Below are 15,915 nucleotides of genomic sequence, written 5' to 3' on the forward strand. Positions count from 1 at the left end.
AATAGGAGGTGAAAGCCTTGAAAAAAGAAATTACATTCACCGCAAAACAGGTCGGTGAACGAGTGAAAGAACGCCGAACAGAATTAAACTTAACAATGCCCGAACTTGGTAAGCGTGTCGGGGTAAACAAATCTACCATTCAAAGATATGAAGCGGACGGAGTAGACCCGAAGCGTACAATGATTATCAACGGGCTGGCAGAAGCACTCCTGACCACTCCCGAATGGCTGACAGGACTTTCCGAAGATAAGGAATATGACAGCCGCACTTTATGTGCAAGGGATATGGAGGAACATATCAAAAAATATCTTGATACGGTTTCTTCTGTGGTAAAGGGAGAACCGCACCAACAACTGCTTACCACATTCCTCGGAAAGATGATTGACCTCTATACGGTTATGACTTATCACTTTGCAGACGCAATGGCTGAGGTTGACCGTGTAGCGGAGGACGAGGGCTTAAAGCAGTCCTTACGCCGCTATGCGATTGAGTCAGGGGCGATTATGGAAAGGGTTTACCGTAAAGAAATGGAACTTCCTATCGAGAATATGAAGCAGTTTTTAGATGGGATTTTACATATCTACGATGAGGGACGCACCGCTGTAAAGATGGGCGACCTGTTCGGGATAGTGACAGCAGCCGAAGAAAGGGTTGCTGAAAAAGAAAAATTCCGTGGCACTTTGACAAGTGAAAATGCCGATTGACATTCATCGGCATAAGTGACACTATTACTTTACGCACACCATATGTCACAGTCCCGATTGCCACGGATAGAAAGGAGAAATTTATCTATGGCAAAAGGTTCTGTAAGAAAAAAAGGTAAAAAGTGGTACGCACGCTTCTATATCGAAGATGAAAGCGGCAGAAAAGTACAGAAAGAGTTTGTGGGAACAGAAAGCAAGTCTGAAACAGAAGCCCTGCTCAGAAAAGCAATCGCTGACTATGAGGAAAAGAAATTCGTTGCGAAGTCTGAAAACATCACAGTTGGTATGCTGCTCGATCTGTGGGTGGAGGAAGAACTGAAACCCGGCAATCTCAGCAATGGTACGGTAATGTCCTATCAGGGAACGGTCAACCGTATCAAACAGCACCCGATAGGAAACCGAAAGCTGAAAACCGTAACCGCCGACCATTTACAGGCGTATATAGACTTTCTCAGCTTTGGCGGTACAAATCCTGACGGTACAACCGCAAAGGCACTCAGCAAAGGGTATCTCCGATTGTTTTCGGCTGTTTTACAAGGGGCGTTCCGTTTTGCGGTATTCCCGAAAAGACTGATAACCTTTAACCCGATGCAGTATGTGGTATGGCGAGGAAAGAAAGAAGAATGCGAACTGTTCTCGGACGAGGACGGAGAAACTGCCTCCACACCAACGCTCAGCTACGAACAGTATCAGAGATTAGAGGACTTCCTGAAAAAGAAAAACAATCCTGCACTTCTTCCTATACAGATAGCCTATTATACAGGTTTGCGTATTGGAGAGGTCTGTGGTCTGACTTGGCAGGACATTAACCTTGAAGAACAATATCTGACAGTACGCCGCAGTATGCGTTACAACGGGGCAAGGCACAAAACAGAAATAGGGGCAACAAAGCGTAAAAAAATCCGCACCGTGGACTTTTGCGATACGCTTGCCGCAATCCTGAAAACTGCGAAAACAGAACAGCACAAAAACCGTTTTCGATACGGGGAACTGTACAGCCTTAATTACTATTTGGAGGTCAAAGAAAAAGACCGCACCTATTATGAGGTTTACAGTCTGCCGAGGTCGGAGGAAGTCCCAGAGGGGTACAAGGAATTATCCTTTGTCTGCCTTAGACCTGATGGGGCATTTGAAGCACCGAGTACGGTGGGGATTATGTGCAGGACAGCGAGAAAAAAGGTGGAGGGATTGGAGGATTTCCACTTTCATATGCTCAGACACACCTATACAAGCAATCTGCTTTCAAACGGTGCAGCACCTAAAGATGTGCAGGAACTTCTCGGACACGCTGATGTCAGTACCACAATGAACATTTACGCTCACGCTACAAGGGAAGCGAAGCGTACTTCCGCAAGACTGCTGGATAAGGTAATCGGCGGAGAATAAAAATTTCCCTTGTTTCGGCTCATAAGGGCAAAAACAAGGGAAAATACATAAGGTTTGAACATTTAATAGGCGATATGCCTTGAAAATACAGGGTTTATAGAGGATTGAATAGATAAATTTGAATTAAAGAATTTAACTTTTGATACCGCCGGCATTCTGCAGAAAGATGGAATACGCATCGCCATCAATACGGATTCACCGGTAATTCCGGAAGAATACCTTCCCATTTGTGCAGGTCTTGCCGCAAAAGCCGGACTGGGAGAAGAAGCGGCGCTTAAAGCAATTACGATCAATGCGGCTGAAATATTGAAAGTGGATGATCGCATCGGTTCCATTGAGATCGGTAAGGATGCCGATTTGGTAATTACCAAAGGCAATATCATGGAGATCAACGCAACGGTTGCATATACGTTGATCAATGGCGAAATTGTTTATCAAGGCCACTAAAAAAAGACTTCCGACAGTATCTCGGAAGTCTTTTTTAATCGGAATATGATCGAGGAATACAGTGAATTTCTAAGATTTCCGGGGTATTGCGAAAGCGCGCCGAGAACAGTGCTCCGCCGATCCCAGAGGAAACAATCAGTTTGGCTGAATGAATCGTATACAGTCCTTTTACATACCGCCGGCCGAGTTTTGGCAGTACCAGCTTAGTAAGAATCGGTACTCGAATTTGTCCGCCATGGGTATGACCGGATAAGGCTAAATCAACATGATTCAGATTCACATTGTCCATGACATCAGGCTCATGTGAAATTAGGATTTGAAACGGCATGGTACGGGCATGATACAGTTCTTTATCCTGCGTACCGAATAAGGCATCCTCCAGCCCGCCGATGGCTATTTCTAAATCAGGAAGAGATATCGTTTCATTGTTTAAGACCTGAATGCCGCAGCTGCGCATGAAGGAAGCATATGTTTTATGAGAAATATAGCTGGCATCGTGATTGCCGCATACTGCATAGGTTCCATGCGGTGCCTTCAGTTCCTTTAAAAAGGTCTGCAGCTTGATTAAGAATGCAGTATCTTCCCACTGAATATCGATCAGATCACCGCCGAAGATTATGAGATCCGGTTGGATGATCTGTAAAGTATTTAGAATGTTGCGGCTGCGATAGCCGAAATTGAAGGCGGTAAAGTGAATATCACTGAAGAATGCGATCTTTAAGGGCTGTTTTAGTTCACCTTCAACATTGATGTTTCGAATTATCATACGGCGCGGTTCCCATATGGTCATATAAAGAAAAAAGCCGACAGCCAATACACTTAACAAAATCAAATAGATCATGACATCACACTCCTTAAGATACCATAGTATATCATATCCGGTTGTTTGAAAGTATATATTTCGGTACTACTATGCTCCGAAATTCATGCGTTTATGAATAAGATAATTTCAGCTTTATAAGATAATGCGATCCGTTTGATGATTGATGTAATTTTAAAAAGTGAATAATGTATACCTTGAGCCGTTTAAACATCGTTTGTAACAGTATCGCCTGATGATGTGAAATATTATGGAAAAGGCTTTTTGATGAGATACGCAAAGGAAGATTATTGAAATTATGAAAAGGTTTCACTAATTTCTATAAATTTTTGTAGTATAATATGCTCATTGAGGTGATTTTAATGTCAGAGACAGCTGTGCGCTATGAAGAACAACTAGAACTGCTTTATCAAAAACAGCTTCGTCAAGAGCCTTTGAATGAAGCGGAGCAGGAGCAGTTAAAAGCGCTTGTAGAACATCCCAAGGAACCGATGGACAGCGCGAGTTTTATGAAGATTATGTATTTGTACGGCATACGGTACATGCAGACGGATAAAAAAGCTGCCGCCCGCTATTGCGCGATGCGGATACGAAGCGTGCTTCAGCTTCAGGAAAAGAAACGGATGCCGCGGCCGCGGTTTCTGGATTTTAAAATAATGGAGGCAGATGATGCAATGTTGGACTTTATGAAGGAACGCACCGCTTTTCTGGAAGATACCTATGCGTATATTCAAAAGAAGCTGCTGATGCTAATTATTGTATTCAGTATGATCTTAGGCTTTGGACTTACCTTACTGCGCATTTCGATGCCGGTGATGATTCTGGTTTGTTTCATGTTCGCTGTTTTTAATTATTTGGTGATGTATGGCAAGCTGAAGCGTAAGTTTGACCGTAAGCAGACACTGGCGTTGGCGGATTATGTGGACGAGGAACTAAAAGAAATGGATCGTCCGATTTTATACTCATGAGTACGATGAAGCTGATTGCCATCGATATGGACGGCACCCTGCTGAATGACCGCAAGGAGATACCGGAATCCTTTTTTCCGGTTATGCAGGAGCTGCAGAAGCAGGGCGTGCAGTTTGTCATCGCAAGCGGCCGTCAATATGCAACACTGGCAAGCTTGTTTAAAGGTCACGATGAGCATTTTATCTATATTTGTGAAAATGGCGCTGCCGTCTTTCAAGAGGGGAAACCGTTATTTCTCGATCAGGCTGATCCGTCGGTCATGAAGAATATCGTAAAGGATCTGCGAAAATTTGGAAAAGTGAATCCAGTCATATGCGGTGCTCACGGCGCGTATATTGAAAAGGGCTCCAGGGATGTGATCGAACATGTGGAGCAATATTATAAAAGCTATCAAATTGTCAATGATCTGCTGGATATCATTGAAAATCAGCCGATCTGTAAGATGTCGATTCTTGATCTGCACGACGCAGAGCATCATGTATATCCTTATATGAAGAAATATGCCGATATTTTTCAGATTTTACTATCCGGCTATGAATGGGTAGATGTCATGAATGTCGGTGTCAATAAAGGTGAAGCGTATACCCGCCTGATGAAACGTTTAGGTTATACTAGTGATCAATGTATGGCGTTCGGTGATTATCTCAACGATATTGAATTGCTTCAAAGCTGTAAATACAGCTATGCCATGGAAAATGCTCATCCGGATGTTAAACAAGCGGCGAATTTTATTGCCCCCAGCAATGAAGAAGCCGGGGTTGTACAAATTTTAAAAACCATGTTATAAGTACATCACTTATAGGCAGAAACACAAAAACATCAGGCCCCTTCCCATATACTGTAAGGAAAGGGGGCTTACCTATATGTATACACGTTACGTTATCCGTCCTGGTGACAGCGGAATCGGTGTAAATAAAATGCAGGGATATTTAAATATCATGCAGGAAAATGGTTTTATCAATACCAAGCTGCTGCTTGATGGACAGTATGGCTCGAAAACATCGGAGGCGGTAAAAGAATTTCAGCGTTATGCTGGATTGGCTGTCGATGGCGTGATCGGATCACAGACATGGGATTCTTTAGTAGATAAACTGCGCGATATGGGCGTGGTAACGAATATTCCGGTTGTCAGTCCTACGTTTTTCTTAGGCGCTGGAAACAGCGGTCTGGATGTATTCAAAATGCAGGAATACCTGAATGAATTATCCGCAGTCAATCCATGTCTGCGTCCGGTACCTGTAGATGGTAACTTTGGCAACCGTACGATTGCGACGGTTTCTCAGTTTCAGTACCTGTATGGATTAACTATTGACGGACGCATCGGCAAGGCGACTTGGGATGCCATAGTCAATGAGCGAAATAAAATCAAAGCGTAAAAAAGCTGAGTGGTATTCTCAGCTTTTTTTAATTGATTAGGTATAGCCAAACGCTGAATGCTTTAAAGCTTTTAAACGTCGTTTCCTGTGCGTTTATGAGTCATTTTTTTGTAAACGGAATGTCTTTGCTTTTTTACAGCTGCGGAAACAGAAATAGTAAAGCTTTTTGATCAATTGTGATTTTTGGATTCTGCAGGTTTTCAATTTCACCGTCGATATTCATGATCAGCTTGTCATCCGCAAGCAGCTCCACTTCCTTGCAGCGGCGGAATGTCACAATATCGGGGTAGTCCAGATGCTGACCGCGCTTGTAGATATTTACCAGCTGAAGGACTTTCATGCGGGATACGCGCTTTACGCAGATGAAGTCCAGCATACCGTCCTGCACATCGGCTTTGGGAGCGGCTCGATAACCGCCGCCATAGTACTGGGCATTGGCGATCACGGCGAAGATGTAATTATCTTTTGGGAAAAGCTCACCATCCACTTTGTAAGAGAAATAATTGTCCAAGGATGTAAAAAAACAGTAACCAAGGGAAAGATTATACGCAGCCGGTCCGTTTACCAGGGGCAGGTTTTTAAACTTCATCACATTTTTCGCAATCGCGCTGTCCAAGCCGGTAGAAATCAGATTGATGCTGATCGTATCACCCATGCGCATCAAATCTATAACTTCTTCATGGGCAAACAGTTGTTTTTCGATATCCAGGAAATCACTGGTTTGATATTGATCAAAGCTTTTGATAAAATCATTGCCGGTGCCAATCGGCATAATACCAACTGCACAGTGAGGATGACCGTAAGCTCCATTTACTACTTCACCGAGGGTACCGTCACCGCCGCATGCATAAAAACGCAGGCGTTCTGTATGAGCCTGTGCCATTTTTCTTGTAAAGGTTGTTGCTTCACCGATTCCCTCGGTGATGTGGATTATCAGATCACGAAGCAGTCCATGCTTCTGAAAGACTGCCGTGATTTCTTCGCTGAGCTGATGGGAGCGATCCACTTTGCCAGCGGTAGGATTTATGATAAATATATATTTCATGAAAAAAGTATACCATAAATCTGCCGCAGTGAAAGCTTTTCTAAGCAGCTAATTGACAATTCTCCTTGCTTTTTTTTAAGAATCATCGCTATAATGAGAAAAAATGAAAGGAAGGATCGTATGGAAGCAAAAGTATTAGAGGTTTTAAAGCATCGCAGCAGTGTTCGCAGCTTTACTGACGAACCGATCCCAGAAGCTGTTTTTCATGATATTTTGGACTGCGGAGTACATGCTGCGAGTGCCGGTAATCTGCAGCCGTTTTCAATCATTCGCTTGTCAACACCCGCGGATAAGAAATTTCTAACCGAAACCTGTCACATGCAGGGGTTTGTTAAAAAGGCAGCGGAGAATTTGTTGTTCTGCATCGACTTTCACCGTCTGAAACAATGGGCGATGGTAAATAAGGCGCCGTTTGCGGCTAATCACAGCTACAATCATTTTTGGGTGATCTTTCAGGATGTCGTTATTTGCGCGCAGACGATTGAAACTGCAGCCAATGCCTATGGGATCGGTTCATGCTATATCGGCACGACCATGGAAAGCAATGATGAGATCATTGATTACTGTCAGCTGCCGGAAGGTGTATTCCCAGTCGTTTTGCTCACCATGGGCTATCCGCTTCAGGAACGCACGATAAATGATAAGCTTCAGGTGGAAGATGTTCTGCACTCCAGTCATTATCATACATACAGCGATGAGGAAATCAAAACGATGTATCAAAAGAAATACGGAGAGATTCAGATGCCCCTGAATGACCGAACAAAAAATAAGGTCTATCAAACCGCCAAAAAGGTAAATGGGGATGCGTATGCTGAAGAATGTCTGAAAGAAATGGAAGACAATGGCTATGTGAACTATGCCCAGTATCGCTTTGGTCTGCATTATGTGGCGGATGAAATGCTGGAGGGGCGTGAAACCTTTATTCAGGCACTGCATCGGCAGGGAATTGACTGGATTCAGTAAGATGGAAAAGATTGGATTTCCATCTTTTTTTATGCAATGGTCATGAGAGGAAAACAATTTCATAAAATTGTATGAAAGATATTTACAACTAAATGAACAATGTTACACTTCTTACAGAAAAACCGAAAATAATTTACATTAAGTCTTGAAAGTGTGTGAAAATTGTTGTATTCTAAATACAAATTTGTAAGGAAGGAAAGGGACGAAGGATATGGCATTTTATAAAGATAAGCTGCAAACAGCATATGATACGATGAAAAAAGAAAATATCGATATGTGGATCGTCGCCGGACAGGAATCGGCTACCAACAGTGAACCGATTCTGCCGATCATCAGTGATCATGAATTTATTGGAGAAACGGCCTTGATCTTCATGAAGAACGGAAAAGCGAAAACCGTTTGTACCCCAATTGATAAGAATGGGTATGTTAATGCTGGTGTGTTTGAGGAAGTTATTGATTTCCCGGTATCCTTCGATCAGAGCGTAGCGGATGTCATCAAGGATGTGAAGCCGCAGGTAATCGCATTGGATTTCAGCGAAAATGATCCGAGCAGCGATGGACTGACGGCTGGAACTTATCTGCATTTGATGGAATCCTTCAAGCTGGCAGACTTTCAGGGGAAGGTTGTCAGTGCGAAACCGATCGTGAATCGGGTAAGGGGTATCAAGTCTTCGCGAGAGCTTGATAAGATCAGAAAGGCTTGTGCTGCAGCGGAAGAAATTTTCCGTAAAGCAGCGGATGTTATCCGTGATGGTGTAAATTGTCAGGATGTATATGCATTCTTCCAAAAGGAAACGGATGATCATGGCTATGGATATGCCTGGTCCAAAAGCTGTAATCCCGGAGTATTCAGTGGTCCTGGCTGCCCGGCCGGGCATATGGGAGCACCGGATGTTGTAATTCGCAAGGGACATGTTGTCAACATTGACTTTGGAGTCAAGGTAGATGGATACAGCTGTGATCTGCAGCGTATGTATTATGTATTAAGGGATGATGAAACCGATGCACCAGAGGATATTAAATTCGCGTTTTATACAGAGCGTGACGGCATTGCCGCTACAGCGAAGTATATGACGCCGGGGAAGACCGGATTAGAAGTAGACACCTTCTGCCGAGAAACGATAACCTCAAAGGGATTCGCAGAATGGGGATGTGCGACCGGTCATCAGATGGGCATGGAAGCCCACGACGGCGGTTCAATTCTCGGCCCTCAAAAACCCCGTTATAATCGTGACGATCTGATTCGAGTGCCAATCGAAGCTGGCAATGTGTTCACGATCGAGCCGGGCATTGAGTGCAGCGGTGGTCATTTGGGAATGGAAGAGGATGTTGTGGTGCGTGAACAGGGAGCGGAATTCTTAACACCGCCGCAGCAGGAACTGATCTTAATCAGGTCAAAATAAGAGAGGAAGAGGAACGATGGTCAAATATATTGGAAAGAGGTTGCTGTTAGGTATCTTCACCCTGTTTATCCTGGCAACGATTACCTTCTTTATGTCAAAGGCAATGCCGGGTTCTCCGTTTGCCGGCGATACACAGAGAATGAGTCAGGATCAGTTGGATGCCCTGAATGAAAAGTACGGTTTGGACAGACCGATCGGTGAACAATATGTCACCTATATGTCCAATGCGATTCACGGTGATTTTGGAGAATCACTTACTCGCCGGGGTACACCGGTGAATGAAATTATCGCAACCAGCATGCCGGTTACTGTTAAACTGGGATTAACCGCTGTTGTTATCGCTTTGGTCGTCGGTATCGGTCTTGGTACCGCTGCCGCGTTGTCTAAACATAAATGGGTAAACAATGTCGTCATGTTTATATCGACAATCGGTGTCAGTCTGCCGAGCTTCTTGTTTGCGCTGCTGTTATTATTGTTTGTCGGTGTGTATCTGCGGCTGTTGCCGACGGTCGGCTTGGATACCCCATTGCATTATATTATGCCGGCTTTCTCCTTGGCCCTGTATCCGATCTCGATGATCTCACGATTGACGCGTTCTTCGCTGATTGAGGTTATGAAGCAGGATTATATGGTACTGGCGAAATCAAAGGGAAGCTCTTCGAAAACAATTATCTTCAAGCATGCGCTGAAAAATGCAATGCTTCCGGTTATCACGTATGCCGGTCCGATGATTGCCTTCATGATGACAGGCAGCTTCATCGTAGAATCCTTATTCTCGATTCCGGGAATTGGACGTGAGTTTGTATCCAGTATTTCAACCCGTGATTATTCAATGATTATGGCGGTTACTATTTTCTTAGGGGCGCTGATGATTGTTTTGAATATTCTTTCTGATATTGTGAACGCGTTCATTGATCCGCGTATCAAGTTGGGCGATTAGGAGGTCGATAACATGATGGATGAAAATGTAAAACTGACACCCGATATGTTTGAAAAGCTTCCTGATTCAGAAAAAAATAATGAACAGATCGCTGTTGAAGCAAAAACATATCTCCAGGATGCCTGGAACCGATTTAAAAAGAATAAACTTGCTTTGATCGGACTGGTCTTTTTGACCATAATGATTCTGTATGCTATTTTAGGGCCGATTCTGTCACAGTATTCCTATGATCAGCAGAATTTGAATCTGCAGCATCAGCTGCCGAGTGCCGCGCATTGGTTTGGTACTGATAAATTCGGCCGTGATATCTTCGTTAGAGTTGCCTATGGTGCTCGTATCTCATTAGCTATCGGTTTCTCCGCAGCCGCGATCAACCTGCTGATCGGTATCACTTATGGTGGGATTGCCGGCTACTTCGGCGGTAAGGTGGATATGCTGATGATGCGCTTTGTCGATATTATCTATTCCATGCCGGATATGCTGTATGTCATCCTGATCATGCTGATTCTGGGTGATAATCCGTTCTTAGCGATCATTATCGGTATTTCCATTACCGCATGGGTAAATATGGCCAGACAGGTGCGAACGCAGGTTATGACGCTGAAGCAGCAGGAATTCTCATTGGCTGCCTTTGTCCTTGGAGCCAGTCGTAAACGTATCTTATTTAAGCATTTGATTATCAACTGTATGGGACCAATCATCGTATCGGTTACGCTGATGGTGCCGTCCGCAATCTTCACCGAAGCATTCCTGAGCTTTGTAGGCATTGGTATCAATGCACCGCAGGCTTCCTGGGGTACTTTGGCGAATGAAGCAAGACAGCTGCTGGAACGCTACCCGATTGAAACGATCTGGCCGTTAGCCGCTATCTGTCTCACGATGTTATCACTGAACTTTATCGGTGATGGTCTGGGCGACGCGCTCGACCCGAAGAAGAAATAGGGAGGGCGTAAGAAAGATGAAGAATATTTTAGAAATCAGGAATCTGCAGACGGAATTCTCAACCGAGCAGGGCGCGGTGCAGGCGGTACGCGGTGTATCGATTACCCTTGGTGAAAAAGAAGTGCTGGGTATTGTCGGTGAATCCGGCTCCGGCAAAAGTCAGACGATGTTCTCCGTTATGGGACTGCTGTCCGCTAACGGCAAAATCACTTCCGGTGAGATTCTCTTGAATGGTGAGGATATTTCTCCGTTGGCGTTCACGAGTGAAAAAGAATATGAAAAACGCATGGAAAAGCTTCGCGGCAATGATATGGCGATGATTTTCCAGGATCCGATGACCTTTTTGAATCCGGTTCTCAGAATTGATACACAGCTGATGGAACCGATCTTAAATCATACCAATCTCAGTAAAGAGGAGGCGCGTAAGCAGGCAATCGAGCTCATGCGCAAGGTCGGTATTCCTTCTCCGGAAAGCCGGATGAAGCAGTACCCGCATCAATTTTCCGGCGGTATGCGGCAGCGTATCATCATCGCGATGGCACTTGCCTGCAATCCGCAGGTGATCATTGCCGATGAACCAACCACAGCGCTGGATGTTACCATTCAGGCGCAGGTGCTGGATCTCATCAGTAATCTGAAGCATGAAATCAATTCTTCCATCATCATGATTACTCATGATCTGGGAGTGGTAGCCAGTATATGTGATCGCATTGCGATCATGTACGGCGGTAAGATCGTTGAGGTGGGAACCGATGAGGATATCTTCTATGATCCCAAGCATCCATATACGATCGGTCTGCTGAGCTGTGTACACAACCCGGAGGAGGAGAGTAAGGAATTAAAGCCGATCCCTGGCTCACCGCCGGATCTGCTGGATCCGCCAAAAGGCTGTCCGTTTGTGGATCGCTGTGAGAAAGCCATGAAGATTTGTAAGGAACAGATGCCTTCGGTAAGTGTATTCTCAAATACGCATGAATGCTCCTGCTGGCTGCATCACGAAATGGCCTTGAAGGGAGGTGACGTCAAATGAGCGAAGAAATCTTGAAGGTTGAAGATCTGAAAACTTATTTCGATGTTACCAAGGGGCTGTTATCTAAAAAACAGATCGTAAAAGCAGTTGACGGAGTAAGCTTCACGATTTATAAAAATGAAACCTTTGGACTGGTTGGTGAATCGGGATGCGGAAAGTCAACCCTGGGTCGGACAATCGTAAAAATTTACGATCCGACCGGCGGTAAGATTGAGTACAAGCAGAAAGATATTACTAAGATCAAAGGAGCGGAATTAAAGCAGTTCCGCAAGTCGGTACAGATGATTTTCCAGGATCCGTATGCGTCCTTAAATTCTCGTATGACGGTAGGTGAAATTATCCGTGAACCGATGGAGATCCATCATATTTATGACACCAGTGAAGAACGCGATAATCGTGTTCGAGAGCTGCTCAACATAGTGGGCTTGAAGGCAGATCATATTCGCCGCTATCCGCATGAATTCTCAGGCGGCCAGCGTCAGCGTATCGGAATTGCCCGTACCCTAGCACTGAATCCGGATTTCATCGTCTGCGATGAGCCGATTTCCGCCCTGGACGTGTCCATTCAGGCACAGGTTATCAACCTGTTGGAAAAGATTCAGAAGGAGATGGGAATTTCCTATCTGTTTATCGCCCATGATCTGAGTATGGTCAAGCATATATCAGATCGGATCGGTGTCATGTATTTAGGAAATCTGGTCGAGGTTGGTCCGAGTGATGATGTCTATCATAACCCGCTGCATCCTTATACCAAGGCTTTGCTTTCAGCAGTGCCGGTGCCGGATCCTAAACTTGCGAAGAGCAAGAAACGCATCGTGCTGGAAGGTGAGCTTCCTAGCCCGATTAACCCTCCAAGCGGTTGCCGTTTCAGAACCCGCTGCCCGAATGCCACGGAAAGATGCGCTAAGGAGCGCCCAGGAATGGTTCAGGTAGGACAGCGGCAGGTAGCCTGCTTCCTCTATGAAAAGTAAAAAAAGGAAAGGATGAAAGCAATGAAAAAATTATGTCTGTTTGCTGTATCCGCATTGATGATGGCAACAGCTTTGACCGGCTGCGGCAGTGATTCAAAAGATTCCAGCAAACCGAAAACCGCTATGACAGTTGCAATCGGTGGTGACGTTAAAGATCTGGATCCGGCAAAAGCAAGTGACTCTATTTCTAATAACGTCCTCGTAGAAATGTATGAAGGATTATTCGAATATGATAAGAACGGTAATCTGAAGAATCAGCTGTGTGATTCCTACACAGTATCTGATGATGGATTGGTATACACGTTTAAACTGAAAGACGCAAAATGGAGTGATGGCAAGGCCATTACCGCCGGCGACTTTGAATATGGTATCAAGCGTAGTGCAACCTACGGCGCTGATGCTTATTATGGACACTTTATCTACGATAGTGTTGTAGGTGCTTATGACTTATTCAAGGCGAATGCAAGTGTAGCTGATGCATCCAACATGGGGGTTAAGGCACTGGACGATAAAACCTTGGAAATTCGTTTAACTGCTCGTACTCCTTATTTCTTGAACGTACTTACAAGCGGTGTATTCTATCCAGCTCGTGAAGATTACGCAAAAGAAAAAGAATCCACTTGGGCTAACAAAAAAGGTTACCCGACAAATGGTCCTTTCGTACTGGATTACTACAGTGCCAAGGATAAGGTTGTCCTGAAGAAAAACAAAAACTACCGTCAGGCAAAGAAAGTCAACCTGAAAGAGCTGACCTTCAAGGTTATGTCTGATCAGCAGGCTCAGCTGTCCGCGTTCAAGACGGGTGAAGTTGATCTGGCTACTTCTGTTCCAAGTGATGTAGCAACCGATGATGCTTACAAAAACACCCTGTTTACTATCGATCCATTTGTAATTAACTATTTTGTTACGGTAAATGCTACTGGCTCTAATGAAGCTCTGCATGATGTTCGTGTACGTAAAGCACTGATGAAGAGTGTTGACCGTAAGTCCATTCTGAAAGTCTTAAACGGCGGCAAGCTGCAGTATGAACTGTTCGGCTTTATTCCAAAGGGTATTCCTGATACAAAAGGCGACTTCCGTACCAATGCCGATAAAGAAGATAAATATGCGGCAGAGGATTTAGAAGAAGCTAAGAAGCTGTTGAAAGAAGCAGGCTACGATACAAAGAACCCGCTGAAACTGACTTACAAGTATAACGCAAACCAGATGCATACAGACGTTGCTCAGGTATTGAAAGAAAACTGGAAAAAGATCGGTGTCGAAGTAGAACTTCAGACGAATGAGACTCAGGCTTTCTTTGATGCACGTGACAACGGCGACTTCGAGCTTGCTCGTCATGCGATGAGTGCTGACTACATGGATCCTACTGCATATCTCGATATGTATAAATCCATCGCTCAGAAAACGGCAGTCGTAAATGATGCTGATTATGATGCATTGTTGGCACAGGCCAACGAAGAAGCCGATCCGGCAAAACGTATGGAAATCCTGCATGCTGCTGAAAAGCTGTTAGTAGCTGATCAGGCTTATGTCATTCCATTGTTCGGATACAGTGATCCAATGCTGCTGCAGGAAGGTATCTCCGGTATCGAAAGCAATCCAGCTGGTCACTATGTATTGGCATTTGTTAAAGTGAAATAAAACCGGCTATACAGACCGCGTAAAAACCAGAAAGGTGTCCGGGACTTGACTTCCAGACACCTTCTGTTTTGAAAGGAAAGATGATTATGGAACTAAACAGAGAAAAACTTCCGATTATTTATGACACACTGGCAAAACAGAATATTGATGCGTGGCTGATCTGCGGAAGAGAAACGGCCATGAACAGTGAGCCGGTGCTGCCGGTGCTGGGAGATCTGGACTTCATCATTGCCACCTGTCTGATCTTTACCAAGACCAAATGTATTGCGATTGTATCGCCGCTCGATGTGGAGGGCTACAAGCTGATTGATGGTATTGATGAAGTACGCTGTTATCAGGGAAGCTTTGACGATGAAATTGCCGCTGTGTTAAAGGACTTGGCACCGAAGCGGCTGGCTTTGAATTTTGCCAAAAATGATTCTGCCAGCGATGGTTTACGGACCGGTATGAAAATGATGCTTGACCGTATTTTTGAAGAAATTCATTTTCATGGGGAAATTGTCAGTGCCTATGACATCATTGCCAATGTAAGAGGACGTAAGACCGAAGCGCAGCTGGAAAAGATTCGCCACTGTGCTGAAGTAGCGGTGGGTCAGCTGCTGAGCGTTCCGTCGATACTGAAGGCTGATTCTACTTCCAAGGATATCTTTGATTATCTGCATAAGCTTGCTTATGATGCAGGATATGGCATGTCCTGGACGCCGTCGCAGTGCCCGGGGGTCAGTGTTGATCCGGCGGTTCCGGCCGGCCATATGGGAATTGTCGATACCCCGATCGTTAAGGGATGTATGATCAATATAGATTATGGAGTATCCAAGGATGGTTATGTCAGTGATGTTCAGCGTGAGTTCTATGTGCTGAAGGATGATGAGAACGAAGCGCCGGATGAGGTCAAGAAGGCTTTTGAAACAATTAAAAAGGCGATCCGCATGGCAAAGGATTTCATGAAGCCGGGAGTGACCGGCTTTGAAGTGGATCAGGTTGCACGTGAATATATCATGAGTGAAGGCTATGAATCCTGGAATTCCGCATTGGGTCACCAGGTTGGTCATGTATGTCACGATGGAGGACCGATTCTAGCTAACCGCAGAGCCCGTTATAACCGTCCGGAGCTGATCGATACCCCGCTTTGTGCTGGCAATGTATTTACACTGGAGCCGGTAATAGAAATACCGCAGGGACGTGTTTGTATGGAAGAAATGGTCGTTATTACGGAAACCGGCTGTGAATGGCTGGTAGCTCCGCAGGACGAATTAATTTTGGTGAGGGTGTAACG

16 protein-coding genes are annotated in these 15,915 nt (G+C 44.7%); 14 read left to right on the forward strand and 2 right to left on the reverse strand.

Going from position 1 to position 15,915, the window contains the following annotated elements:
* The first annotated feature begins 17 nt into the window (after nt 1–17).
* The 3 genes from GSF08_RS05830 to GSF08_RS05840 all read left to right on the forward strand — a co-directional run bounded on the left by GSF08_RS05830 (nt 18) and on the right by GSF08_RS05840 (nt 2,537).
* Complete coding sequence (locus GSF08_RS05830) at nt 18–704, forward strand: helix-turn-helix domain-containing protein (protein WP_160624900.1); 687 nt, start codon at nt 18–20, stop codon at nt 702–704.
* An 87-nt stretch (nt 705–791) separates the two neighbouring features.
* Complete coding sequence (locus GSF08_RS05835) at nt 792–2,090, forward strand: tyrosine-type recombinase/integrase (RefSeq protein ID WP_117541451.1); 1,299 nt, start codon at nt 792–794, stop codon at nt 2,088–2,090.
* A 156-nt stretch (nt 2,091–2,246) separates the two neighbouring features.
* A complete protein-coding gene (locus tag GSF08_RS05840) occupies nt 2,247–2,537 on the forward strand; it encodes an amidohydrolase family protein (protein ID WP_249805983.1) in 291 nt (96 codons plus the stop codon).
* A 34-nt stretch (nt 2,538–2,571) separates the two neighbouring features.
* Here GSF08_RS05840 and GSF08_RS05845 read toward each other — a convergent pair whose 3' ends face one another.
* Nucleotides 2,572–3,378 carry a metallophosphoesterase gene (locus GSF08_RS05845; RefSeq protein ID WP_160624901.1) on the reverse strand — a complete coding sequence of 269 codons (807 nt, stop codon included), beginning with the start codon at nt 3,376–3,378 and terminating at the stop codon, nt 2,572–2,574.
* 341 nt (nt 3,379–3,719) lie between these two features.
* Here GSF08_RS05845 and GSF08_RS05850 point away from each other — a divergent pair, with 341 nt between their 5' ends.
* The 3 genes from GSF08_RS05850 (at nt 3,720) to GSF08_RS05860 (ending at nt 5,702) form a co-directional block, all read left to right on the forward strand.
* Nucleotides 3,720–4,325, forward strand: a complete 606-nt coding sequence (locus tag GSF08_RS05850) for a hypothetical protein (RefSeq protein ID WP_160624902.1) — start codon at nt 3,720–3,722, stop codon at nt 4,323–4,325.
* Nucleotides 4,322–5,113: an HAD family hydrolase gene (locus GSF08_RS05855; protein ID WP_160624903.1), complete on the forward strand. Its 792-nt coding sequence runs from the start codon at nt 4,322–4,324 to the stop codon at nt 5,111–5,113. Before GSF08_RS05850 ends, GSF08_RS05855 begins: the two co-directional genes overlap by 4 nt.
* Nucleotides 5,114–5,189: 76 nt before the next feature.
* Nucleotides 5,190–5,702 (forward strand): peptidoglycan-binding domain-containing protein, encoded by a 513-nt coding sequence (locus tag GSF08_RS05860; RefSeq protein WP_160624904.1) that lies wholly within the window; start codon nt 5,190–5,192, stop codon nt 5,700–5,702.
* Between the two features lie 133 nt (nt 5,703–5,835).
* Here the strand turns inward: GSF08_RS05860 and GSF08_RS05865 are convergent, their stop codons facing one another.
* Nucleotides 5,836–6,747 carry a diacylglycerol/lipid kinase family protein gene (locus tag GSF08_RS05865; protein ID WP_160624905.1) on the reverse strand — a complete coding sequence of 304 codons (912 nt, stop codon included), beginning with the start codon at nt 6,745–6,747 and terminating at the stop codon, nt 5,836–5,838.
* Between the two features lie 120 nt (nt 6,748–6,867).
* On the opposite strand from GSF08_RS05865, the gene GSF08_RS05870 reads away from it, so the two are divergent.
* From GSF08_RS05870 to GSF08_RS05905, 8 genes are all read left to right on the forward strand, one after another.
* Complete coding sequence (locus tag GSF08_RS05870; protein ID WP_160624906.1) at nt 6,868–7,710, forward strand: nitroreductase family protein; 843 nt, start codon at nt 6,868–6,870, stop codon at nt 7,708–7,710.
* Nucleotides 7,711–7,921: 211 nt separating this feature from the next.
* On the forward strand, nt 7,922–9,115 hold the full coding sequence (locus tag GSF08_RS05875; RefSeq protein ID WP_160624907.1) for a M24 family metallopeptidase: 1,194 nt from the start codon (nt 7,922–7,924) through the stop codon (nt 9,113–9,115).
* Between the two features lie 16 nt (nt 9,116–9,131).
* Entirely contained in the window at nt 9,132–10,055 is a 924-nt protein-coding gene (locus GSF08_RS05880; protein WP_160624908.1) for an ABC transporter permease, read from the forward strand.
* 12 nt (nt 10,056–10,067) lie between these two features.
* The gene (locus GSF08_RS05885; RefSeq protein WP_283809453.1) at nt 10,068–10,997 is read left to right on the forward strand and encodes an ABC transporter permease; all 930 of its coding nucleotides are present in this window, start codon (nt 10,068–10,070) and stop codon (nt 10,995–10,997) included.
* Nucleotides 10,998–11,013: 16 nt separating this feature from the next.
* Nucleotides 11,014–12,027, forward strand: a complete 1,014-nt coding sequence (locus tag GSF08_RS05890; protein WP_160624909.1) for an ABC transporter ATP-binding protein — start codon at nt 11,014–11,016, stop codon at nt 12,025–12,027.
* Nucleotides 12,024–12,998: an ABC transporter ATP-binding protein gene (locus GSF08_RS05895; RefSeq protein ID WP_160624910.1), complete on the forward strand. Its 975-nt coding sequence runs from the start codon at nt 12,024–12,026 to the stop codon at nt 12,996–12,998. The genes GSF08_RS05890 and GSF08_RS05895 overlap by 4 nt, the downstream gene beginning before the upstream one ends.
* Nucleotides 12,999–13,019: 21 nt before the next feature.
* On the forward strand, nt 13,020–14,639 hold the full coding sequence (locus GSF08_RS05900) for a peptide ABC transporter substrate-binding protein (protein WP_160624911.1): 1,620 nt from the start codon (nt 13,020–13,022) through the stop codon (nt 14,637–14,639).
* Between the two features lie 86 nt (nt 14,640–14,725).
* On the forward strand, nt 14,726–15,913 hold the full coding sequence (locus GSF08_RS05905) for a M24 family metallopeptidase (RefSeq protein ID WP_160624912.1): 1,188 nt from the start codon (nt 14,726–14,728) through the stop codon (nt 15,911–15,913).
* Nucleotides 15,914–15,915: the final 2 nt, after the last annotated feature.

Origin of the sequence: Copranaerobaculum intestinale, assembly GCF_009831105.1 — a bacterium.
Classification (GTDB): Bacteria; Bacillota_I; Bacilli_A; order Erysipelotrichales; family Erysipelotrichaceae; genus Copranaerobaculum; species Copranaerobaculum intestinale.